19 protein-coding genes are annotated in these 22,243 nt (G+C 51.9%); 9 read left to right on the plus strand and 10 right to left on the minus strand.

Annotated elements, in window-relative coordinates; genetic code table 11:
• Positions 1 to 232: 232 nt before the first annotated feature.
• Positions 233 to 1,120 (minus strand): threonine/homoserine exporter RhtA, encoded by an 888-nt coding sequence (gene rhtA, locus FEK66_RS12885; protein ID WP_130259768.1) that lies wholly within the window; start codon positions 1,118 to 1,120, stop codon positions 233 to 235.
• 233 nt (positions 1,121 to 1,353) lie between these two features.
• Here rhtA and FEK66_RS12890 point away from each other — a divergent pair, with 233 nt between their 5' ends.
• Both FEK66_RS12890 and ompX read left to right on the plus strand, forming a co-directional pair.
• Positions 1,354 to 1,419 carry a protein YliM gene (locus FEK66_RS12890; protein ID WP_120795379.1) on the plus strand — a complete coding sequence of 22 codons (66 nt, stop codon included), beginning with the start codon at positions 1,354 to 1,356 and terminating at the stop codon, positions 1,417 to 1,419.
• 52 nt (positions 1,420 to 1,471) lie between these two features.
• Complete coding sequence (ompX, locus tag FEK66_RS12895) at positions 1,472 to 1,987, plus strand: outer membrane protein OmpX (protein ID WP_105289445.1); 516 nt, start codon at positions 1,472 to 1,474, stop codon at positions 1,985 to 1,987.
• A 49-nt stretch (positions 1,988 to 2,036) separates the two neighbouring features.
• Here ompX and opgE read toward each other — a convergent pair whose 3' ends face one another.
• Positions 2,037 to 3,620, minus strand: a complete 1,584-nt coding sequence (opgE, locus tag FEK66_RS12900) for a phosphoethanolamine transferase (RefSeq protein ID WP_135493598.1) — start codon at positions 3,618 to 3,620, stop codon at positions 2,037 to 2,039.
• A gap of 270 nt (positions 3,621 to 3,890) precedes the next feature.
• Entirely contained in the window at positions 3,891 to 4,019 is a 129-nt protein-coding gene (gene mntS / locus FEK66_RS12905) for a manganase accumulation protein MntS (RefSeq protein ID WP_001001761.1), read from the minus strand.
• Between the two features lie 185 nt (positions 4,020 to 4,204).
• On the opposite strand from mntS, the gene mntR reads away from it, so the two are divergent.
• Positions 4,205 to 4,672, plus strand: a complete 468-nt coding sequence (gene mntR / locus FEK66_RS12910; protein WP_130259766.1) for a manganese-binding transcriptional regulator MntR — start codon at positions 4,205 to 4,207, stop codon at positions 4,670 to 4,672.
• Positions 4,669 to 5,787 (plus strand): anion transporter, encoded by a 1,119-nt coding sequence (locus FEK66_RS12915; RefSeq protein ID WP_135493599.1) that lies wholly within the window; start codon positions 4,669 to 4,671, stop codon positions 5,785 to 5,787. Before mntR ends, FEK66_RS12915 begins: the two co-directional genes overlap by 4 nt.
• A gap of 214 nt (positions 5,788 to 6,001) precedes the next feature.
• On the opposite strand, the gene ldtB is transcribed toward FEK66_RS12915, so the two are convergent.
• On the minus strand, positions 6,002 to 6,922 hold the full coding sequence (gene ldtB / locus FEK66_RS12920; RefSeq protein WP_001056384.1) for a L,D-transpeptidase: 921 nt from the start codon (positions 6,920 to 6,922) through the stop codon (positions 6,002 to 6,004).
• Positions 6,923 to 7,140: 218 nt separating this feature from the next.
• Here ldtB and FEK66_RS12925 point away from each other — a divergent pair, with 218 nt between their 5' ends.
• Complete coding sequence (locus FEK66_RS12925; protein ID WP_130205149.1) at positions 7,141 to 8,733, plus strand: ABC-F family ATPase; 1,593 nt, start codon at positions 7,141 to 7,143, stop codon at positions 8,731 to 8,733.
• A 239-nt stretch (positions 8,734 to 8,972) separates the two neighbouring features.
• Here the strand turns inward: FEK66_RS12925 and FEK66_RS12930 are convergent, their stop codons facing one another.
• The 4 genes from FEK66_RS12930 to FEK66_RS12945 form a co-directional block, all read right to left on the minus strand.
• Positions 8,973 to 10,232, minus strand: coding sequence for a DUF1479 domain-containing protein (locus tag FEK66_RS12930; RefSeq protein ID WP_135493600.1), 1,260 nt, complete (start codon positions 10,230 to 10,232; stop codon positions 8,973 to 8,975).
• Positions 10,233 to 10,383: 151 nt separating this feature from the next.
• Entirely contained in the window at positions 10,384 to 11,199 is an 816-nt protein-coding gene (ybiV, locus tag FEK66_RS12935; protein ID WP_130205153.1) for a sugar-phosphatase YbiV, read from the minus strand.
• Between the two features lie 145 nt (positions 11,200 to 11,344).
• Positions 11,345 to 13,777 carry a glycyl radical protein gene (locus FEK66_RS12940; RefSeq protein ID WP_135493601.1) on the minus strand — a complete coding sequence of 811 codons (2,433 nt, stop codon included), beginning with the start codon at positions 13,775 to 13,777 and terminating at the stop codon, positions 11,345 to 11,347.
• A gap of 5 nt (positions 13,778 to 13,782) precedes the next feature.
• Complete coding sequence (locus FEK66_RS12945; RefSeq protein WP_130259762.1) at positions 13,783 to 14,682, minus strand: glycyl-radical enzyme activating protein; 900 nt, start codon at positions 14,680 to 14,682, stop codon at positions 13,783 to 13,785.
• Between the two features lie 129 nt (positions 14,683 to 14,811).
• On the opposite strand from FEK66_RS12945, the gene fsa reads away from it, so the two are divergent.
• Complete coding sequence (gene fsa / locus FEK66_RS12950; protein ID WP_130259761.1) at positions 14,812 to 15,474, plus strand: fructose-6-phosphate aldolase; 663 nt, start codon at positions 14,812 to 14,814, stop codon at positions 15,472 to 15,474.
• A gap of 188 nt (positions 15,475 to 15,662) precedes the next feature.
• Here the strand turns inward: fsa and moeB are convergent, their stop codons facing one another.
• Entirely contained in the window at positions 15,663 to 16,412 is a 750-nt protein-coding gene (gene moeB, locus FEK66_RS12955; protein WP_130214782.1) for a molybdopterin-synthase adenylyltransferase MoeB, read from the minus strand.
• Positions 16,412 to 17,647: a molybdopterin molybdotransferase MoeA gene (gene moeA / locus FEK66_RS12960; protein WP_130205163.1), complete on the minus strand. Its 1,236-nt coding sequence runs from the start codon at positions 17,645 to 17,647 to the stop codon at positions 16,412 to 16,414. Before moeA ends, moeB begins: the two co-directional genes overlap by 1 nt.
• Before the next feature lie 203 nt (positions 17,648 to 17,850).
• Here moeA and iaaA point away from each other — a divergent pair, with 203 nt between their 5' ends.
• The 3 genes from iaaA to gsiB are packed head-to-tail and all read left to right on the plus strand — an operon-like array spanning position 17,851 to position 22,232.
• Positions 17,851 to 18,816, plus strand: a complete 966-nt coding sequence (iaaA, locus tag FEK66_RS12965; RefSeq protein ID WP_135493602.1) for a beta-aspartyl-peptidase — start codon at positions 17,851 to 17,853, stop codon at positions 18,814 to 18,816.
• Positions 18,803 to 20,674 carry a glutathione ABC transporter ATP-binding protein GsiA gene (gsiA, locus tag FEK66_RS12970; RefSeq protein WP_135493622.1) on the plus strand — a complete coding sequence of 624 codons (1,872 nt, stop codon included), beginning with the start codon at positions 18,803 to 18,805 and terminating at the stop codon, positions 20,672 to 20,674. Before iaaA ends, gsiA begins: the two co-directional genes overlap by 14 nt.
• Before the next feature lie 19 nt (positions 20,675 to 20,693).
• Positions 20,694 to 22,232, plus strand: coding sequence for a glutathione ABC transporter substrate-binding protein GsiB (gene gsiB, locus FEK66_RS12975; protein ID WP_138211473.1), 1,539 nt, complete (start codon positions 20,694 to 20,696; stop codon positions 22,230 to 22,232).
• Positions 22,233 to 22,243: the final 11 nt, after the last annotated feature.

Raw genomic sequence — 22,243 nt, forward strand, 5'->3', positions numbered from 1 at the left:
TTCCGCTATTCTGGCTGTCCCTATCACACTAATAGCGGTAACAAGCGTGAAAAATAAAAACCATATAAATTCACATAGTTATGTATATTGCTGGAGGCGATTCTTATTTTCTTTTTTACGCGAACTATTCAGAGAAAATAGGTTTTAGGATAACAAGATATATAAAAAGGGCAGGGATGAAGAGTCGTGTAATATTCTGCATGGTTATGCATAACCATGCAGAAAGCTAGCTTTAATTAATATCTAATTCTTTAATTTTAGTCTCTTTGCGCGCTGTCAGCGTTGAGCCCATTGAGGCGGCAATAATCGCGCCGAGGGCCAGCAGTTGTATTGGCGCCAATGTCTCACCGAGGAAAATCATTCCGGAAACGGCAGCCAGTGCAGGTTCCATACTCATTAGCGTACCAAATGTCCGGGTCGGCAGACGGGTGAGGGCAATCATCTCAAGCGAATAGGGCAGAGCGGTAGAGAGGATAGCGACAGCCAGACCCAATGGAACAACCGACCAGTGCCAGAGCGCCTCTCCGGCCTGGAATGCGCCAATCGGCACGAAAATAAGCGCCGCAATCAGCGAACCGATTGCCACCGTCGCCGGGCCGTGTTCCGCACCGGCGCGTTGCCCACTTAATATGTAGATAGCCCAACAAGCACCGGCACCGAGCGCCAGCGCACAGCCGGTTAGGTCGACATGCGAAACATCCTGCCCCAGCGGCAGCAGGAACCACAGGCCGAGTACCACCAGCACAACCCAAACAAAGTCTACGGGGCGGCGTGAAGAGAACAGCGCCACTGCCAGTGGTCCGGTGAACTCCAGCGCCACCGCAATCCCAAGCGGTACGGTCTGAATAGAAAGATAAAAAAGATAGTTCATTCCCCCCAGTGAGATGCCGTAAAACAACAGCGGCAAGCGCTGTTCCTTGGCAAACCGCAGTCGCCACGGTTTAAAGAATGCGATAAGAATCAGTGTTCCCAGCGCCAGGCGCAGTGCAGTCACGCCCGGCGCGCCGACCAGTGGAAAAAGCGACTTTGCTAATGAGGCCCCGCCCTGAATAGACGCCATGGCAACGAGCAATAATAATATCGGTAACCAGACCGGCATTTTACGTAATGTCCCTGGCATCCGTTCCCCCATAAATTTGTATAGTCAGGTAAAGCGAGGAGTGTACTGGATATAACTAAAACTGGTTGAGCATTTGTTGAAAAATTTTTCCCCGTTTTGACTAAAATGCGCCAGGATTGATTGATTCATCAGCTTGGTGATTAGGAATAATCTGGATGAACGACAGTGAAAATATGCGTAATACTTACGCAGTTTACTGAAAAAATGATGTAAATTTAGATGGATAGCGGCATGTGGAAACGTTCTGTTACATGAAATGGCCCGTTAGACATCACAAATCGCGAAGAGTTTCCCATTAATTTTTGATATATTTAAAGCTTAGGACTTATTTGAATCACATTTGAGGTGGTTATGAAAAAAATTGCATGTCTTTCAGCACTGGCCGCAGTTCTGGCTTTCACCGCAGGTACTTCCGTAGCTGCTACTTCTACCGTAACTGGCGGTTACGCTCAGAGCGACGCTCAGGGCAAAATGAACAAAATGGGCGGTTTCAACCTGAAATACCGCTATGAAGAAGACAACAGCCCGCTGGGTGTGATCGGTTCTTTCACTTACACTGAAAAAAGTCGTACTAACAGTGCAGGCGATTACAACAAAACCCAGTACTACGGCATCACTGCTGGTCCGGCATACCGCATCAACGACTGGGCGAGCATCTACGGTGTTGTAGGTGTGGGCTACGGTAAATTCCAGGACACCAACTACCCGACCTATAAACACGACACCAGCGACTACGGTTTCTCCTACGGCGCAGGTCTGCAGTTCAACCCGATCGAAAACGTTGCTCTGGACTTCTCTTACGAGCAGAGCCGTATTCGTAGCGTTGACGTAGGCACCTGGATCGCCGGTGTTGGTTACCGCTTCTAATCACTTCGGTGATATAAAAAATCCGCCCCTCGGGGCGGATTTTTTTATCTTAGGATTTCGGGGCGAAAATATCGGTTCCGAGATGGTTGTAGTCCACCTTCTGTAACTGGAAGTTGGTGATGTAGATTGGCCCGGCTTTCTTCTCGGAAATAAACGGGTAGTTGATGTTGATTTCCTGCGCTTTAATTCCCGTCCACTGTGAGAAAAAACCTAAGAAATCATTGGCTGAACGGCGGGCTTTAATCACCCGATGCGCTTTATCGTCGCTGGAAATGACCATAAAAGGCACCTGGAAATTCTGCTGATATTTATCATCGTGGGCCAGGTATTGAACTTCTTTTCCGCGTTCTTTAAAGGCTAAACCGTGGTCTGAAAAATAAACCATGGAGAAACTGCTGCCGCTGTTGCGTAACTGGTCGTACAGTTTGCGCAGTAAATCGTCAGTTTGCGTCATGGTGTAGAGATAGCACGATGTTTCTTTCGATTGTACAAAGGTTTCGTATTTGCCTTGTGTCCGGTCACAGGCCTGAGGATGTGAGCCCATCAGATGCAAAACAATCAGTTGCGGCTGCGAGTGTTCTTCCGCCAATACCTGAGCGGTCATTGTCAGTAGTTCTTCGTCTTTAGCGTTCTTATCTGCTTCAAAATTACCGTTTTTCAGGAATTGCACTTCATCTGCACGTTTAGCGATGCTGGCGATAGCTGTATCGTATTCGCCTATTTGCCCCTGATTAGAAAACCACCAGGTCTGGAATCCTGCTCGGTTGGCCAGGGTCACAAAGTTATCCTGAAACTGTGGCTTGCCATCGACTACGCGGTTAAGCGTTAATCCGAGAGATTTCTGCGTGGAGCCACTGGCAGCAATATAATCAGAAAAAATCAGGCCGTTAACGCTGCTGGCAAACGGGGTATTGTTCCAGTGACCGCCAAAGGCACCGAGGGCATCGCGACGTGCGCTTTCGCCAATGACCACCACATAAGTATGATATTTGGGTTTAACCGCAGTGACTGTCCAGGTATCTTTCATCCCGGAAAGTTTCGCCATCCGTTCTTGCTCTTCAATCACCTCATTATTGTTGACGATGACATCCCTGGCAAAACGAAATACCGGATAACCGGTGTCTTTGAGTTTAAATACACCGCCCCAGGCGAGATTTTGAACCGGAGCGACAAAAAATGTCGCCACACTGAATACCAGACACAGGCTGTCGAATTTATTCCAGCGTGCTTTTTCATCCTCTTTTTTCCGCCTGATCGCAATCACGCCGAGCGCAAAAATAAATAAGCCGACCAGATAGCTATACCACGGGAAGATCGTAAGAATTTCGGTCGACTCTTCCATATTGGTGGAATGCAGCGCCAGCAATGTATTGAAGTTAGGCGCACCATACGCCTGAGCAAAAGGGAAATAACAGGCCGCCACCAGCGAACAGACGCCTATTAAGGTTTTTTGCACGCGCGGCAACATCCGCCATAACAAAAGCAAAATGGCAGTAAAAGCGGCGGTATAGAGAAAACTAAAGGGATAACCTAAACCAAGGTTAATCAATAGCGACTGTAAAAAGTAGAACGCAGTCCACGGGCTAAAAACCCGGCTACGGGAAACAAGCGATTCTTTAAGGGTTAAGTTCATATGCCACTATCGTAACAAACGCCATGTGCTTACCCTGGCGTCAAGGGTCAATACCTGCAAGTGTGCGTGAAGAGGGGGAAGGGTCCGCATCTGCGAGCCGCAATATACGCAGGGCTGCAAGAAGATAGAGCGAGCTGCCGTTCAGGTCAACTACTGAGGAGCAAATCTTTTGCGAAGAGAATAGCAAATCCGATAAAAAGTGGGGGTTTTCAATCCAGAACAATCTATGCCTGCAATAAAGCAGGAGTAAAGCGGCGTACCGCGACGCCGCTATTTATCGGAAGGTTTATCTTGCTGCGGTTTGTTGTTGACCATATCGCACAACATCGAGAGCAGCATTAACCGTACTTTAAAGGGAGAGTGACTAAACACGCGCATACACCTCTTGAACTCATTCATAAGACCTCCTGACTTGCTAATCCCGTCGTTCCATGAGGGATGATTGCATTACATACAGATATAGCACAGGCTATATTATATAGCTATTGCTAAAACGTTAATTTTTTGTACCTTCGCAACTCTGGTTTACAATGTGCGCACGAAATGAGAACGCTATGTATGTGTCACCATAATGAGGAAGCACAATGAGTCGTCGCGCAGGTACGCCAACAGCAAAAAAAGTGACGCAGTTAGTGAACGTGGAAGAGCACGTTGAAGGATTCCGCCAGGTCAGAGAGGCACATCGCCGTGAACTTATCGACGATTACGTTGAGCTGATTTCTGACCTGATGATGGAGGTGGGAGAAGCGCGCCAGGTTGATATGGCCGCCCGTCTGGGAGTCTCTCAACCTACGGTGGCTAAAATGCTTAAGCGACTGGCAACAATGGGATTGATTGAAATGATCCCCTGGCGTGGCGTGTTTTTAACGGCAGAAGGAGAGAAGCTGGCGCAGGAAAGTCGCGAGCGTCATCAGGTCGTCGAAAATTTCTTGTTGGTGTTGGGCGTTAGCCCGGAAATCGCCCGTCGCGACGCGGAAGGCATGGAGCACCATGTCAGTGAGGAGACGCTGGACGCCTTTCGTTTGTTTACCCAGAAACACGGTGCTAAATGAGCCTGCCTTTTTTACGCTCGCTGCAAGGCGATCGCTTTTTTCAGTTATTAATTCTTGTTGGCATCGGATTAAGTTTTTTCGTTCCTTTCACACCTAAGTCCTGGCCTGGCGCTATTGACTGGCACACCATCATCACCTTAAGTGGCCTGATGCTGCTGACCAAAGGCGTCGAGTTAAGCGGCTATTTTGATGTGCTTGGGCGCAAAATGGTGCGCCGTTTTGCTACTGAGCGTCGACTGGCGATGTTTATGGTGCTGGCAGCGGCGCTGCTTTCTACGTTTCTGACCAACGACGTCGCGCTGTTTATTGTGGTTCCGCTGACCATCACGCTAAAAAGACTGTGTGAGATCCCGGTTAATCGGCTGATTATTTTCGAGGCGTTGGCGGTGAATGCCGGATCGTTGCTGACGCCGATTGGCAATCCGCAAAATATCCTAATCTGGGGACGTTCTGATCTTTCGTTTGTCGGTTTTATTGCCCAAATGGCCCCGCTGGCTGGTGCGATGATGCTGACACTACTGCTGCTGTGTTGGTGTTGTTTCCCTGGAAAGGCGCTGCAATACCATACTGGTTCGCAGATGCCGGAGTGGAAGCCTCGGCTGGTGTGGAGTTGTCTGGGGCTGTATATCGTCTTCCTTATGGCGCTGGAGTTGAAACAAGAGCTGTGGGGGCTGGTGATTGTGGCGGCGGGCTTTGCGCTTCTGGCGCGTCGCGTGGTGCTGAGCGTGGACTGGACGCTGCTGCTGGTGTTTATGGCGATGTTTATCGACGTCCATTTACTGACCCAACTTCCGGTATTACAGGGCGTGTTGAGCAACGTGAGTCATTTATCTGAACCTGGATTATGGCTGACGGCGATTGGTTTATCGCAGGTAATCAGTAACGTGCCGGGCACGATTTTGCTGCTCAATTATGTGCCACCGTTTTTACTACTGGCATGGGCGGTAAACGTAGGTGGCTTTGGTTTATTACCCGGATCGCTGGCAAATTTGATTGCGCTACGTATGGCGAACGATCGCCGTATCTGGTGGCGTTTCCATCTCTATTCAATACCGATGCTGTTGTGGGCGGCGCTGGTGGGATATGTTTTGTTGGTTATGATCCCGGCGGGGTAAGGTCTGACAAATTAAAAAGGCGGATTATTAGTCCGCCTCTGAGTGTTGGTAATACGCGCTTTGTTCATGCCGGATGCGGCCTACAAAAACTTGCGGATTCAATATATTGCAGGTTCTGCGTAGGCCTGATAAGCGTAGCGCATCAGGCAATTATGTATTGCCATTAGCAGCCTCAGGCGGATTATCACTCCGCCTTTTGCTTAAGTTTTAACGATTAATTCAGGCGAACCGGCATCCCGGAACGATTTTTAATCGCTTCATCCAGAACAACCTGATCAACGTCTGGCTGACCAGTCACTGTCTGCACGCTCTTCGTCAGAGTAATCGGTACAATTTCCTGACCTTCAAACTGGGCTTCGGTGGTAGACAGCGGGTTATGGACTTCAATATAACGGCTGCCGTCTGGCTCGGTAGTCGCTTTTACCGGCTCATCAATAAACTGCACGCGAGTACCGACTGGCACTTTCTCGAACAGGAATTTAATGTCTTCGTTACGCAGACGCACACAGCCGTGGCTTACGCGCAGACCGATACCGAAGTTAGCGTTGGTGCCGTGGATAGCGTACAGGCGACCGATGTACAGTGCATACAGCCCCATCGGGTTATCCGGGCCAGCCGGAACGACTGCCGGAAGCGGTTCGCCCGCTGCGCGGTACTCTGCGTGCATTTTGGCGGTCGGTGTCCAGGTCGGGCCTGCTTTCTTACGCTCTACTTTGGTGGTCCAGTTGATAGGTGTGTCTTTACCTAACTGACCAATCCCGATCGGCAGCACGATAACGGTGTTGGTCCCTTTCGGATAGTAGTACAAACGCATCTCTGCGCTGTTAATGACGATACCTTCATGCACGGTATCTGGCAGGATCAACTGCTGTGGAATATTCAGTACGGTGCCGCCTTTCGGCAGGAAGGTATCCACACCAGGGTTCGCTTCCATCATGTTGGAAAGACCCATCTGGTACTCGGCAGCAAAATACTCCAGCGGCTGAGTGTTACCTTCAGGGATAGTGATCACCTGATTCTGACCAACCAGGCGACTCCCGTCGGTTGGCAGAGGATAAGTTACCGCAGAGGCGGTACTGCAAAAGCCGACAACAGCGAAGGCCGCTGCGAATAATGTTTTCAATTTCATATTCATGTTAAGCGAGATTTAGTGCCTGGCAGGCCATTAGGTTGAGAATATTAGAGTATTGGAAGCGCATTATATGTTCATTCCAGCTAACAGTGAAATCAGATGTGTACTAAATCACATTTTTTGCCTTTGGGAAGAGTGTAGACCTTAAGCGGGGGACGGGATCTTCTTTCAGACTTATGGCATAATGCGCGGTTTGTCATATCTCTTTTCAGGATACGCCTGTGTTAGTTTCCAGTAACGTCACCATGCAGTTCGGCAGTAAGCCGTTGTTTGAAAACATTTCCGTCAAATTTGGCGGCGGCAACCGTTACGGCCTGATTGGCGCGAACGGTAGTGGTAAATCCACCTTTATGAAAATCCTCGGCGGCGACCTTGAGCCGACGCTGGGCAACGTTTCCCTCGATCCGAATGAGCGCATTGGTAAGCTGCGCCAGGATCAATTTGCCTTTGAAGAGTACACCGTGCTGGATACGGTGATCATGGGGCATAAAGAGTTGTGGGAAGTGAAGCAAGAGCGCGACCGCATCTATGCTTTGCCGGAAATGAGCGAAGAAGATGGTTACAAAGTGGCCGATCTGGAAGTGAAATACGGCGAAATGGACGGTTACTCTGCAGAATCGCGTGCGGGGGAATTGTTGCTTGGCGTCGGTATTCCACTGGAACAACACTACGGCCCGATGAGTGAAGTTGCTCCTGGCTGGAAGCTGCGTGTGCTGCTGGCGCAGGCGCTGTTTGCTGACCCGGACATTCTCCTGCTCGACGAACCGACCAACAACCTGGACATCGACACCATTCGCTGGCTGGAGCAGGTGCTGAACGAGCGTGACAGTACCATGATCATCATTTCGCACGACCGTCACTTCCTCAACATGGTTTGTACCCACATGGCGGATCTGGACTACGGCGAACTGCGCGTTTATCCGGGCAACTACGATGAGTACATGACGGCCGCGACCCAGGCGCGTGAACGTCTGCTGGCTGATAATGCCAAGAAGAAAGCACAGATTGCTGAGCTGCAATCCTTCGTTAGCCGCTTTAGCGCCAACGCCTCGAAATCTCGCCAGGCGACTTCACGCGCGCGTCAGATTGATAAAATCAAACTGGAAGAGGTGAAAGCCTCCAGCCGTCAGAACCCGTTCATTCGTTTTGAGCAGGATAAGAAACTGTTCCGTAACGCGCTGGAAGTGGAAGGTCTGACCAAAGGGTTTGATAACGGTCCGCTGTTTAAAAATCTTAACCTGCTGCTGGAAGTCGGTGAAAAACTGGCGGTACTGGGTACCAACGGCGTCGGTAAATCGACCCTGTTAAAAACGCTGGTGGGCGATCTGCAACCGGACAGCGGCACTGTAAAATGGTCTGAGAACGCGCGCATTGGTTACTATGCCCAGGACCACGAATATGAGTTCGAAAATGATCTGACCGTGTTCGAATGGATGAGTCAGTGGAAGCAGGAAGGCGATGATGAGCAGGCGGTGCGCAGCATTCTCGGTCGTTTACTGTTCAGCCAGGACGACATCAAAAAGCCAGCTAAAGTGCTTTCCGGTGGGGAAAAAGGGCGGATGCTGTTTGGTAAGTTAATGATGCAGAAACCGAATATTCTGATCATGGACGAACCGACCAACCACCTGGATATGGAATCCATCGAGTCACTGAACATGGCGCTGGAACTGTATCAGGGTACGCTGATCTTTGTTTCTCACGACCGTGAGTTTGTAAGCTCCCTGGCGACCCGCATTCTGGAAATCACTCCGGAACGCGTGATCGACTTTAGCGGTAATTACGAAGATTACCTGCGTAGCAGAGGGATCGAGTAAGTTATTGCCCGTCACCCCGATACAGTCGGGGTGACGGTGGCTGAGGACAAACGCAAGATTGCCTGATGCGCTATGCTTATCAGGCCTACGCAGGACCTGCAATGTATTGAATCTGCAAGCCGTTTTAGGTCGGATAAGGCGGTAACGCCGCATCCGGCATGAACAAAGCGCACTTTGTCAGCAATCTGAACAACATCGAACCTACTTCCTTAACCTCACTTCCAATAATCCATCAACTCTTACACGTCCATGCCCAGTGCGCGCTTACCGTGAATGTTCAGATCATCCAGTGTAAAGCGGCTTTCCCAGTTTGCTTCATAATCTTCCCGCGGGAAGTCGCCCGGTGATGCGCCTTTTTCCAGCGCCATTTTGACTTTGTGTGCATAAGCCCGATTTTTCTCGCACATTGGCGCAGCAGGGATATACATCACGTTGCCCCAACCCTGTTGATTGTCTACTGGCGCGACGGAGTGAATCACATCGCAGTGCCACCAGACGGAATCCCCTGCTGTTATCGCGGGAATGGATGTCAGCGCTTTAATCAATAGTGGATGCCATTTCTCTGAAATGGGAAGAACTTTGCCAGGTGCAACCCCGCACAGTTCATCGTCCGGTACGTCATCCAGCAGCGGGCGCAATAAAACATATGCCATCGCTTCCGGGATAGGCACCACATGCAACAATCCCTGACCCGATATCATATCAGAGAGCGCAGTCCAGCCTTGAAACGTGCGGAACACTGAACATTTGGTCGTGTTATCCACCGTGTACTCTTCGACATCGGTCCGGTGTGCAGCATCCCAGGGATCGTAATCATCGAAATTACCATTGAACACATTGGCAAAAACGCGCTGATAAGCGGGCAATAACCACCGTTCCAGCGCACCAGAATCGGTATGCGCCCCCAGACCTTTAGATGTAGTACCTGGAGGACGGCGACGGATCCTGTCCGGGTAAATCACACTGATATCAGGATCAAACCACTGCTTGCCGTTGCTTTCAGACTTCCACAGGCGGTTCAGGAAAGATTGCACAGCAGCCATATTTTCGCTCTGCCGCGCCTGCATCTGTGCTTGTGACCAGTAAATGGGATAGATTTCGGGACGAGAAGCCTCCAGTGAGCCGAAAAAACTGTCGCCAGGGCCTTTATAAACATCATCAAAATGATTGCTATCGAGATAATCGAGCATGGCACGATCCCACGCCAGCGCCTGCTCGCGAGGGAAATGACCTTTTATTACTGCACAGCCGCGACGTTTAATTTCATTGCGAGTGACATCGCTTACTGTCCCTGCGGCAATATCGCTATAAGAAACTTCCGGCCAAACCGGCAGCCCTTGCGCTTTTAGGGCATCGATTTCAGCAACACGCGTTTCGATTTTTGCAGAGAGTGTATCGAAAACCTGTTGTACATCACCGAGCTGTTCCCGCAGCGCAGCTTTCATTTCTCGGATAGCCGCTTTCGCATCTGTGGGCAGCGTCTCACAGGAAAAAGTCATATCAACCCCTCATCTTTCGTTCGAAAGTAAAATGATTACGATTGATACTTTAAGTTAAAAATAAGTTAACGCAAGATAAAGATCTTGAGTCACCGCACAAAGCGAGCAAAAAGGCGAGAGGCCGAAGTGGTCACTCCGGCCCGGGGGAAGATCAACGATTGAAAGGAGCGATGTTATCCAGCACTGCCTGAATCACATTCAGCGCGCCTTCATGATTATTGTCATCGGTAGCGTAATGAGCGATTTGTTTAATATTTTCCGCAGCATTGCCCATCGCAAAGGAATAACGCGCCATTTTCAGCATCTCCGCATCGTTACCGCTGTCGCCAATCGCTACCACATTTTGCGGCGACAGATCCCAGCGTTTCAGTAACCGCGAAATACCGTTCGCTTTATGCAGGCCAGGTATAATCAGGTCAATAAACCCAAAACCACTGGTCACCGGTTTCATAATGCCGTCGAGTGCAATGTGCAGTTTGTCTATCACCTGTGGGATCTGTTCATCCGGCAGGTTCAGAGAAAACTTGAACAGTACGTCGTCAATGTCCTGGTAATCCTTTACAGGTTTCAGGCGATGGTAGTGTTTTGCCATCAATGCAACGAATGATTCCGGGGCATTTTCACTGATGTATGCACTTTGCAGACCACAGGCGACAAAATTCAGTTGTTTATCTTTCAATAACTCGCCAATAACAATCCGCGATTCATGTCGAGTCAGTTCGCCGTGAAAAAGCTGCTTGCCGTGTTCGTAAACCAGAGCGCCGTTTTCTGCAACAAAAGAGATTTCATCTTTTAGCTCAGGGAAGAAGGAAATGAGCTGGTAATACTGGTTACCGCTGGCGACAACGAACTCAATATCGCGATTTTTCAGTTCCTGATATTGCGCCATAAAACGCTCATGATTGTACGTTTTGGCGTCGTTTAGAAAAGTACCGTCCATGTCTGTGACGATAACTTTTACGCTCATAAGAAGTGCTCCTGGCAATGAATGCAAACCGCCACAGTGTAATAACAATGTGACGCAGGGCACAAATTTATTTCGAATGTAATTGAGCGAGAAATTGACACTGTGAATGATATAGCCCGGCGACGGTGGCCGCCGGGCGGAAGAGTTACAGCATATGTTCGGTACGGGCGATGATATCGTCCTGTGCGTCTGGAGAGAGCGCGGTGAAGAAGGCGGAATAACCTGCTACGCGCACCACCAGATCGCGGTATTGATCCGGATGTTTTTTCGCTTCCAGCAATGTTTCGCGGGAAACGATGTTGTACTGAATGTGCCAGCCTTTATGCACTTCGAAGAAGGTGCGCAGCAGGATCATCAGTTTCTGCTTGTCAGATTCGTTCTCCAGCGTCGCCGGGTTCAGTTTCTGGTTGAGCAACACACCGCCGAGAATCGCTGCGGTAGGCAGTTTACCCACTGAGCCGATGACCGCCGTTGGGCCGAGATGGTCGGTGCCGGAGGCCGGGCTTGCGCCTTCTGCCAGCGGGGTATGCGCTTTACGTCCGTCCGGCGTTGCCATGGTCTGTGCGCCGAATGGTACGTTGGCGGAAATAGATGATGTACCTGCGTAATAATTGCCGCCGATCGGGCCACGACCGTAGCGTGGGTTATGATACTGTTTCAGTTCGTCGATATAGGTCTGATAAGCGCGAGCCAGCAGCGTATCGACGGTATCATCGTCGTTGCCGTACTTCGGCGCGCCGTTAATCAGACGCTGACGCAGCTGCTCGTGAGTCAGACCGTCGAAGTCTTCCGCCAGCGCGGCAGCCAGTTGTTGCTGACCAATCACGCCCTGTTCAAATACCAGTTTCTTCACTGCCGCCAGGCTGTTGCCGAGGTTGGCAATGCCGACCTGCAGGCCAGAAACCCAGTCATATTTCGCGCCGCCTTGCTTGATACTTTTCGCTCGCTCAATACAGTCATCCACCAGCGCCGAGCAGAGAATATCGTGCACGTTCTCTTCCAGCATGGTGTCGACGACATATTCGATTTCGATTGATTTGCGGGTGTAGTAACGGATTTGCGTATCCCACGCGTCCATGACTTCATCGAAGTTGTTGAAGTTACCCGCTGACAACGCTTTTTCTTGTGGCAGGAACACTTTGCCGCTGGTGGCATCACGACCACCTTCCAGCGCCGCCAGCATCACGCGAGCGAAGTTGATAAAGCTCATGCCGGTGCAGCGATAGCCCCATTTACCGCCGACGGCGGTTTCGATACAACCAATCGCTGCGTAGTCGTAAGCGTCCTGCGGTTCAATACCGAGTTTAATAAATTCCGGAATCACGATTTCGTCGTTGTTGAACGCCGGCATCCCGAAGCCGCAGCGGATCACCTGCACACAGGCATCGAGGAAATCGTTGCTCATTCCCGCATGGTAACGCACGCTGAGGTTAGGCTGAGTCGAACGCAGGCGACCGCAAGATTCGAGGATTGCGTAAGAGAGTGGATTCACCGCGTCCATCGGCTGACCATCAACCAGATTTTGCCCGCCAATGGTGACGTTCTGATACAGCGGACTTCCCGCAGAGGCTTTTGAGTGCGAGCCGGAGCGGATCTTGTTCACTTCCAGCAGTTTCAGCCAGCAGCTATGCAGCATCTCGATAGCGTGTTCGCGATCCAGCGTCTGGTTGAGTTCAACGTCGCGGCGATAGTACGGATAGAGATACTGATCCATACGACCAAACGACACCGAGTGACCGTTAGATTCAATCTGCAAAATCAACTGGATGAAGTAGCACAGTTGCAGCGCCTGCCAGAAAGTTTGCGGCGGCTGGTGGGCGATGATGTCGCAGTTTTCTGCCATCGCCAGCAGTTCATCGCGACGACTTTCGCGGGATTCGGTGGCGGCCATTTCTCGCGCCAGAGCAGCGAAACGTTCAATGTGTTCACTGACTGCCACCAGTACGATATCAATCGCTTTCAGGAACTGCTCGCCGTGCAAATCTTCCAGCACAGTCAGGTTGATACGTGAGCGGCGCTCTGCCACTTTCTCGCGCAGACCATCAAGCCCTTTTTCCAACAGCAGCGGGAAATTGACCGCCAGGTGCGCATCGCCGGAGGTCATATTGCCCTCCGCTTTAATGATGCCAGTCGCCAGCAGGCCTTTTTGCTCATCGGTAAACATGCCATAGCAGCGATCCTGTACAGTCTGACCGCGCCACCATGGGCACACTTCATGCAGAACACGTTTGTTCTCTTCGCTGACCGCAAAACCAGCACCCGGACGATCCGCCAGATCATCAATCTCTTTTTCGATCCAGGAGACGGTATATTCCGGGAAGATCGGCGCGGCGCGGACTTCACTGGCCTGGTTGCCGATGATTAACTCATCGTGTTTGATCCAGATGGTGCGATTCGCCAGGTGGTGCGCCAGCGCCAGCGCGCGACGTACCGGGATCGGCTTATCGAGATGTTGTTGATACATCTCAGTATAGTGCTGTGCGCGCTCGGTACAGACCGGCGGTTTCACAATATGCACCAGCGCATTTTTGTGCGCTTTAATGCGGTCGCTGAGCGTGTCCAGTTTCAGTGTGGTCATGGTTGTTATCCTCGTAAGGTCGCGGTTAACCCTTTCTGGCAGGCATACTGCTGGGCAAAGTCGAGCAGTTCTGGCGCATCAAGCGGTTTTTCCGGGGCGTCATAGGGCAGATTAAGTAAGTGATATTTGTTGATGCCCAGCGTGTGGTAGGGCAGGAAATGAATTTCGCTAACGTGCAACTCATCGGCGGCAAAATCGGTAATGGCTTTCACACTGGCTTCATCGGCATTAAAGCCCTGAATCAGCGGCACGCGAATAATGATTTTTTTGCCCGCCGCCGCGAGTTTTTTCAGATTATCCAGCACTCTGGCGGCGCTGCCGTCAGTCCACTGTTTAAACGGCGCGTCGGCAACGTGTTTTAAATCGGCAAGAAACAGATCGATATAGGGCAGAGAAGGGGCGATATATTTCCACGGCACATGCAGACAGGTTTCTACCGCAGTATGAATACCGGCCTCGTGGCTGGCTTGCAGCAGCGCCGTCGCCATTTCCGGCTGCATAAACGGCTCACCACCGGAAAGCGTTAAACCGCCGCCGCTGCGATCGTAAAATGGTTTATCGCGCAGAACGGTCGCCATGATCTCCTCAACGCTTTTCGCTTCACCGCACACGGTTAATGCCTGAGTCGGACAGCAGTCGGTCAGCGCCGTCAGATGTTCAGGCGTTAACTTTTCCCTGTGAATGAGTAAACCATTCAGCGCGCGCTCAATCACTTCCGGAGCGGTTTTTGAGCATAGTTCGCAGCCTTCCAGACACAGTCGTGCGTCATACAGCAGATCTTGCGTGCGGGCGCGGCTTTCCGGGTTCTGACACCAGCGGCAGCCCAGCGAGCACCCCTTAAGGAAAACTACCGTGCGGATACCGGGACCGTCGTGGGTCGAATAGCGCTGAATGTTGAAAATCATAGATGTCCCTCTTTTTCGTTCAAACATTAAAATACTTTCGAATGAAAGTTAGATTGATGTGCATCAACTGTTCAGAGAGTTTTTTCGTGATAGTCTGATTTCATACAAAAGTAGATTTAGAGGATGACTATGGAACTGTATCTGGATACTTCAAACGTCGCCGCAGTGAAGACGCTGGCTCGTGTTTTTCCATTGGCGGGTGTGACCACTAATCCAAGTATTGTGGCGGCAGGTAAGAAGCCTCTGGAAGTTTTACTTCCTGAGTTACATGAGGCGATGGGCGGACAGGGGCGTTTGTTTGCGCAGGTCATGTCTACTACTGCTGAAGGTATGGTGAACGATGCGCGTAAACTGCGTTCTATTATTGCGGATATCGTGGTTAAAGTACCTGTGACTGCCGAGGGGCTGGCAGCGATTAAGCTATTAAAAGCGGAAGGTATTCCGACGCTGGGTACGGCGGTGTATGGGGCAGCGCAAGGGCTGCTGTCGGCGCTGGCGGGTGCGGAGTATGTTGCGCCTTACGTCAACCGAATTGATGCCCAGGGCGGGAGTGGTATTCAGACGGTGACCGACTTACACCAGTTACTGAAAATGCACGCGCCACAGGCGAAAGTGCTGGCAGCCAGTTTCAAAACCCCGCGTCAGGCGCTGGACTGCTTACTGGTAGGATGCGAATCAATCACACTGCCGCTGGATGTCGCGCAACAGATGATTAGCTATCCGGCAGTTGATGCCGCTGTGGCGAAGTTTGAGCAGGACTGGCAGGGGGCGTTTGGCAGAACGTCGATTTAACCGGACTTTCTGCATCCTCATAAATTGCTGATGACGTGGCGGAGTGCACTGATTCCTGCCGCGTCTTATCAGACCTGGAAATCTGCGCCCGAACCGTAGGCCAGATAAGGCGTTCACGCCGCATCTGGCGTCAGGAGCAAATGCCTGATGCGCCGCTTGCCGCATCTTATCAGGCCCGGAGCTGGCAATTAATGCCCGCACACCTCACACCCCGGATTACGCATCAGTTTCATTTCGCGAAACTGACAGGTCATCGCATCGTACATTACGATTTTACCGCTGGCGGGTTTGCCATAACCTGCCAGCAGTTTTATCGCTTCCATTGCCTGCAACGAACCAATCACCCCAATCAACGGTGCCATTACGCCCGCTTCCACGCAGGTCAATGCGTTCTCGCCAAACAAACGGCTAAGGCAGCGATAGCACGGCTCACCGTCCTGATAAGTAAAGACCGTGATTTGCCCTTCCATACGAATTGCCGCGCCGGAAACCAGCGGCACCTTCGCGGCAAAACAGCCCGCGTTCAGTTGATTACGTACCGCAACGTTATCCGTACAGTCGAGCACCAGATTGTGTTCAGCAATCAACGCAGCCAGTTCAGCGTCATCAAGCAACGCGTTTATCGGCGTAATCGAGATATGTGGATTGATCCGCGCCAGTGCGTCACGGGCTGATTCTACCTTCGGTTGCCCGACCGTGGCATCACTGTGCAGCGTCTGGCGCTGCAAATTTGAGAGCGAAACCGTGTCGAAGTCGAGCAGCGTCAGGTTACCGACGCCGGCGCTTGCCAGATACTGCGAGGCTGCGCAGCCGAGGCCGCCCAGGCCAACGACCAGCACGCGGGAATCTTTCAATGCTTCCTGACCGTCAAAATCAAAACCACGCAGGATGATTTGCCGATTGTAGCGCAGCATCTCCTGATCGCTGAGTTCCGCCATTACAGGCCTCCGAACAACGCATTAAATGGCTCGACTTCCACCCATTCGCCCGCTTCAACATTGCCGCGATCGCGCTCCAGCACGATAAAGCAGTTGCCGAGGCTAAAGGAGCTAAATATATGTGAACCCTGATGCCCGGTGGTCGTGACTTCCAGTTCGCCGTCGGCGTTGCGTTGCAGCACGCCGCGCTGGAAATCAAGACGTCCAGGGGATTTCTTTAGACGAGATGCCGTGCGTACGCGCTGGCGCGCGGGCAGGCCACTGGCGGTATTGCCGCTTAGTTTGGCCAGCAAAGGTTGTACCAATTGATAGAAAGTCAGCGTCGCAGAAACTGGATTGCCCGGCAGGCCGCAGAACCAGCTATTCGCGAGTTTACCAAACGCGAACGGTTTACCCGGTTTAATCGCCAGTTTCCAGAAAGCAATTTCGCCCAGTTCTTCGAGAATGGTTTTGGTGTAATCCGCCTCACCAACCGAAACACCACCGGAACTGATCACCACATCCGCCTGGCTGTCGGCTTCAATAAATGCGGCGCGCAGGGCATGTGGATCGTCGCGAATAATCCCTAAGTTGATTACTTCACAACCCAGCTGTTCTAACATCAAATGTACCGCGAGGCGGTTGGTATCGTAAATTTGCCCGTCGCCCAGAGGCTGACCGGGTAACTGCAACTCATCACCCGTGGAAAATAGCGCCACTCGCACTTTACGAATCACCGGAGCTTCGGCAATCCCTAGCGAAGCAATCACTGGCAGTTCAGCGGTAGTCAGGCGAGTACCTGCCGGAAAAACAACCGCGCCCGCAGAGATATCTTCACCGCGACGGCGAATATTTTGCCCGCTATGCACTTCAGCGGTAAAACGTACGCCATTGTCCGTTAGTTCAGTCTGTTCCTGCATTACCACTGCTTCGCAGCCTTCCGGTACTGGTGCGCCAGTCATAATGCGGATGCAGGTGCCAGCGGGCCACTCGCCATGATAAGGCTGACCGGCAAACGACTTCCCGGCAACGGGCAGCGGTTGCCCGGAGGTGATATCGGCCAAACGTACCGCGTAACCGTCCATTGCGGAGTTATCAAACCCTGGGACATCCAGCGGCGAAACCACATCGCTCGCCAGAATACGGCCAAAACACTGTACCAGTGGCAGCGTTTCCTGGGCGGTCAGTGGGGTAACGCGAGAAAGCATCTCATTAAGCGCGGTGTCGAGCGACATCAATCCGGTGGTAAATTCCATGAAAACACTCCTGCGGAGGCAAAATCGAATTTGCCTATTATGTCAGAAAAACGCCACAGACTGTATGCCACCTCGGTCGTAGAGCAGACGCTCTCCTTTACATGCCATATACATCTTTCTATATTCAAAAATTGAATGAGTAATTCATAAAAATTCTGATATTTATAGCAAAAGTGGCGAGCCACCCTTAATGGACGAAGACTATGGGCAAAGCAGTCATTGCAATCCACGGCGGCGCAGGCGCAATTAGCCGCGCACAGATGAGTCTGCAACAGGAATTACGCTACATTGAGGCGCTGTCTGCCATTGTTGAAACCGGACAGCAAATGCTCGAAGCGGGCGAAAGCGCGCTGGATGTGGTGACAGAAGCGGTGCGCCTGCTGGAAGAGTGTCCGCTCTTTAACGCCGGAATTGGCGCCGTCTTTACGCGTGATGAAACGCATGAACTGGACGCCTGCGTGATGGATGGCAACACACTGAAAGCGGGGGCGGTGGCGGGCATTAGCCATCTGCGCAACCCAATTCTTGCCGCTCGTCTGGTGATGGAGCAAAGCCCGCATGTGATGATGATTGGTGAGGGGGCGGAAAACTTTGCTTTTTCTCATGGCATGGAGCGCGTCTCGCCGGAGATTTTCTCCACGCCTTTGCGTTATGAACAGCTGCTGGCGGCGCGTGAGTGTGGGGAAACCGTCCTCGACCATAGCGGCGCTCCGCTGGATGAAAAACAAAAAATGGGCACGGTGGGCGCCGTGGCGTTGGATTTACACGGCAATCTGGCGGCCGCCACGTCCACGGGCGGAATGACCAATAAATTACCCGGACGAGTGGGCGATAGTCCCTTAGTGGGTGCTGGATGCTACGCCAATAACGCCAGTGTGGCGGTTTCTTGTACCGGTACGGGCGAAGTCTTCATCCGCGCGCTGGCGGCGTATGACATCGGCGCGTTAATGGATTATGGCGGTCTAAGCCTCGCGGAAGCCTGCGAGCGGGTGGTGATGGAAAAACTCCCGGCGCTTGGCGGCAGCGGTGGCTTAATCGCTGTCGACCACGAAGGTAACGTCGCACTACCGTTTAACACCGAAGGAATGTATCGCGCCTGGGGCTATGCAGGCGATACACCAACCACTGGTATCTACCGCGAAAAAGGGGACACCGTTGCCACACAGTGATGAACTTGATGCCGGTGATGTCCTGGCGGTCGATAATCTCAACATTGCCTTTATGCAGGACCAGCAGAAAGTGGCTGCGGTGCGCAATCTTTCTTTTCGGCTGCGACGCGGCGAGACGCTGGCCATTGTCGGGGAATCAGGTTCCGGTAAATCTGTCACAGCACTGGCATTGATGCGTCTATTGGAACAAGCAGGCGGTCTGGTGCAGTGCGATAAAATGCTGTTGCGGCGACGCAGTCGTGAAGTGATTGAGCTTAACGAGCAGAGTGCCAGTCAAATACAGCATGTGCGCGGCGCAGATATCGCGATGATTTTTCAGGAGCCGATGACCTCGCTGAATCCGGTATTTACTGTGGGTGAGCAGATTGCCGAGTCGATCCGTTTGCATCAAAACGCCAGTCGTGAACAGGCGATGGTAGAGGCGAAGCGGATGCTGGATCAGGTTCGCATCCCGGAAGCCCAAACCATTCTTTCGCGTTATCCGCATCAACTCTCCGGTGGGATGCGCCAGCGAGTGATGATTGCAATGGCGCTGTCATGTCGCCCGGCGGTGCTGATTGCGGATGAACCGACCACCGCACTGGATGTCACGATTCAGGCGCAGATCCTGCAATTAATCAAAGTATTGCAAAAAGAGATGTCGATGGGCGTCATCTTTATCACTCACGACATGGGCGTGGTGGCAGAGATTGCCGATCGGGTGCTGGTGATGTATCAGGGCGAAGCGGTCGAAACAGGCAGCGTTGAACAGATTTTTCATGCGCCACAGCATCCTTATACCCGCGCGCTGTTGGCTGCCGTGCCGCAGTTGGGGGCGATGAAAGGGCAAGATTATCCTCGCCGTTTCCCGCTGATATCACTTGAACATCCGGCTAAACAGGAACGACCTGTCGAGCAGAAAACGGTGGTTGATGGCGACCCTGTTTTACAGGTGCGTAATCTAGTGACCCGTTTCCCTTTACGTAGTGGCTTATTGAATCGCGTTACGCGAGAAGTGCATGCGGTTGAGAAGGTTAGTTTTGATCTCTGGCCGGGCGAAACGTTGTCGCTGGTGGGAGAGTCCGGGAGTGGCAAATCAACCACCGGTAGGGCGTTGCTGCGCCTGGTTGAATCCCAGGGCGGCGAAATCATCTTCAAAGGGCAGCGAATCGATACCCTTTCACCAGGCAAACTTCAGGCATTGCGTCGCGATATTCAGTTTATTTTTCAGGATCCTTACGCCTCGCTGGATCCACGACAGACCATTGGTGATTCGATTGTTGAACCGCTGCGCGTACACGGTTTATTGCAAGGTAAAGAAGCTGCTGCACGCGTTGCGTGGTTGCTGGAACGCGTTGGCCTGTTACCTGAACATGCGTGGCGTTACCCGCATGAGTTTTCCGGCGGTCAGCGTCAGCGCATCTGCATTGCTCGCGCGTTGGCGTTGAATCCCAAAGTCATTATTGCCGATGAAGCTGTCTCGGCGCTGGATGTTTCTATCCGTGGGCAAATCATCAACTTGTTGCTCGATCTCCAGCGCGAGTTTGGCATCGCCTTTCTGTTTATCTCCCACGATATGGCCGTTGTAGAGCGGATTAGTCATCGTGTGGCGGTGATGTATCTTGGGCAAATCGTTGAAATTGGTCCACGGCGTGCGGTCTTTGAAAATCCGCAGCACCCTTATACACGTAAATTACTGGCGGCAGTTCCGGTCGCTGAACCGTCCCGACTACGACCGCAGCGCGTGCTGCTGTCGGATGATCTTCCCAGCAATATTCATCTGCGTGGCGAAGAGGTTGCCGCCGTCTCGTTGCAATGCGTCGGGCCGGGGCATTACGTCGCACAACCACAATCAGAGTACGCATTTTTGCGTAGATAACATTCAGGCGGAGAATAAAATGGCAAGAGCTGTACACCGTAGTGGGTTAGTGGCGCTGAGCATTGCCGCAGCGTTGATGGCACCTTGTGCATTCGCTGCCAAAGATGTGGTTGTGGCAGTGGGATCGAATTTCACTACGCTCGATCCGTATGACGCGAATGACACGTTATCTCAGGCCGTAGCGAAATCTTTTTATCAGGGACTGTTCGGTCTGGATAAAGAGATGAAACTGAAAAACGTGCTGGCGGAGAGTTATACCGTTTCCGATGACGGCCTCACTTACACCGTGAAATTGCGCGAAGGGATTAAGTTCCAGGACGGCACCGACTTTAACGCCGCAGCCGTCAAAGCGAATCTGGACCGAGCCAGCGATCCGGCAAATCATCTAAAACGCTATAACCTGTACAAAAATATTGCCAAAGCTGAAGCGGTCGATCCGACAACGGTGAAGATTACGCTCAGGCAACCGTTCTCCGCGTTTATTAACATCCTCGCTCACCCGGCGACCGCGATGATTTCACCGGCAGCGCTGGAAAAATATGGTAAGGAGATTGGTTTTCATCCGGTCGGAACTGGACCGTATGAACTGGATACCTGGAACCAGACCGATTTTGTGAAGGTTAAAAAATTTGCGGGTTACTGGCAGCCAGGCTTGCCCAAACTGGACAGCATCACCTGGCGTCCGGTGGCGGACAACAATACCCGCGCGGCAATGCTGCAAACCGGTGAAGCGCAGTTTGCTTTTCCCATCCCTTATGAACAAGCTGCGCTACTGGACAAGAACAAAAATATCGAGCTGATGGCCAGCCCGTCGATTATGCAGCGTTATATCAGTATGAACGTGACGCAGAAACCATTCGATAACCCAAAAGTGCGTGAGGCACTGAATTACGCCATCAACCGTCAGGCACTGGTGAAAGTGGCCTTTGCGGGATATGCCGTTCCTGCCACTGGTGTGGTGCCACCGAGTATTGCCTACGCGCAAAGTTATAAACCGTGGCCTTACGATCCGGCTAAAGCGCGCGAACTATTAAAAGAGGCGGGATATCCCAACGGTTTCAGTACCACATTGTGGTCATCACATAATCACAGTACCGCGCAGAAAGTGCTGCAATTTACCCAGCAACAGCTAGCGCAGGTGGGGATTAAAGCCCAGGTAACGGCGATGGATGCCGGGCAGCGGGCGGCAGAAGTTGAAGGTAAAGGGCAGAAAGAGAGCGGCGTGCGAATGTTCTATACTGGCTGGTCGGCCTCGACCGGTGAAGCTGACTGGGCGCTATCGCCGCTGTTCGCCTCGCAGAACTGGCCACCGACGCTGTTTAATACTGCGTTTTACAGCAATAAGCAGGTGGATGACGAGCTTGCCCAGGCGCTGAAAACCAACGATCCAGCGGAAAAGGCGCGCTTGTATAAGGCGGTGCAGGATACCATCTGGCAAGAGTCGCCGTGGATCCCGCTGGTGGTAGAAAAACTGGTGTCGGCACACAGCAAAAAACTGAGCGGTTTTTGGATTATGCCAGACACTGGCTTTAGCTTTGAAGATGCGGATTTGCAATAAGTAGCGCAGGG

Origin of the sequence: Escherichia sp. E1130 (assembly GCF_005781065.1) — a bacterium.
Lineage (GTDB): Bacteria > Pseudomonadota > Gammaproteobacteria > Enterobacterales > Enterobacteriaceae > Escherichia.

Excerpts from the sequence above, each read along its gene's own strand:
- rhtA (WP_130259768.1), bottom strand. The coding sequence starts at position 1,120 with ATGCCAGGGACATTACGTAAAATGCCGGTCTGGTTACCGATATTATTA.
- ldtB (WP_001056384.1), bottom strand. The coding sequence starts at position 6,922 with ATGAATATGAAATTGAAAACATTATTCGCAGCGGCCTTCGCTGTTGTC.
- moeA (WP_130205163.1), bottom strand. The coding sequence starts at position 17,647 with ATGGAATTTACCACCGGATTGATGTCGCTCGACACCGCGCTTAATGAG.
- iaaA (WP_135493602.1), top strand. The coding sequence starts at position 17,851 with ATGGGCAAAGCAGTCATTGCAATCCACGGCGGCGCAGGCGCAATTAGC.
- FEK66_RS12915 (WP_135493599.1), top strand. The coding sequence starts at position 4,669 with ATGAGCCTGCCTTTTTTACGCTCGCTGCAAGGCGATCGCTTTTTTCAG.
- ybiV (WP_130205153.1), bottom strand. The coding sequence starts at position 11,199 with ATGAGCGTAAAAGTTATCGTCACAGACATGGACGGTACTTTTCTAAAC.
- ompX (WP_105289445.1), top strand. The coding sequence starts at position 1,472 with ATGAAAAAAATTGCATGTCTTTCAGCACTGGCCGCAGTTCTGGCTTTC.
- FEK66_RS12945 (WP_130259762.1), bottom strand. The coding sequence starts at position 14,682 with ATGATTTTCAACATTCAGCGCTATTCGACCCACGACGGTCCCGGTATC.
- mntS (WP_001001761.1), bottom strand. The coding sequence starts at position 4,019 with ATGAATGAGTTCAAGAGGTGTATGCGCGTGTTTAGTCACTCTCCCTTT.
- gsiB (WP_138211473.1), top strand. The coding sequence starts at position 20,694 with ATGGCAAGAGCTGTACACCGTAGTGGGTTAGTGGCGCTGAGCATTGCC.
- FEK66_RS12940 (WP_135493601.1), bottom strand. The coding sequence starts at position 13,777 with ATGACCACACTGAAACTGGACACGCTCAGCGACCGCATTAAAGCGCAC.
- mntR (WP_130259766.1), top strand. The coding sequence starts at position 4,205 with ATGAGTCGTCGCGCAGGTACGCCAACAGCAAAAAAAGTGACGCAGTTA.
- opgE (WP_135493598.1), bottom strand. The coding sequence starts at position 3,620 with ATGAACTTAACCCTTAAAGAATCGCTTGTTTCCCGTAGCCGGGTTTTT.
- moeB (WP_130214782.1), bottom strand. The coding sequence starts at position 16,412 with ATGGCGGAACTCAGCGATCAGGAGATGCTGCGCTACAATCGGCAAATC.
- FEK66_RS12930 (WP_135493600.1), bottom strand. The coding sequence starts at position 10,232 with ATGACTTTTTCCTGTGAGACGCTGCCCACAGATGCGAAAGCGGCTATC.
- fsa (WP_130259761.1), top strand. The coding sequence starts at position 14,812 with ATGGAACTGTATCTGGATACTTCAAACGTCGCCGCAGTGAAGACGCTG.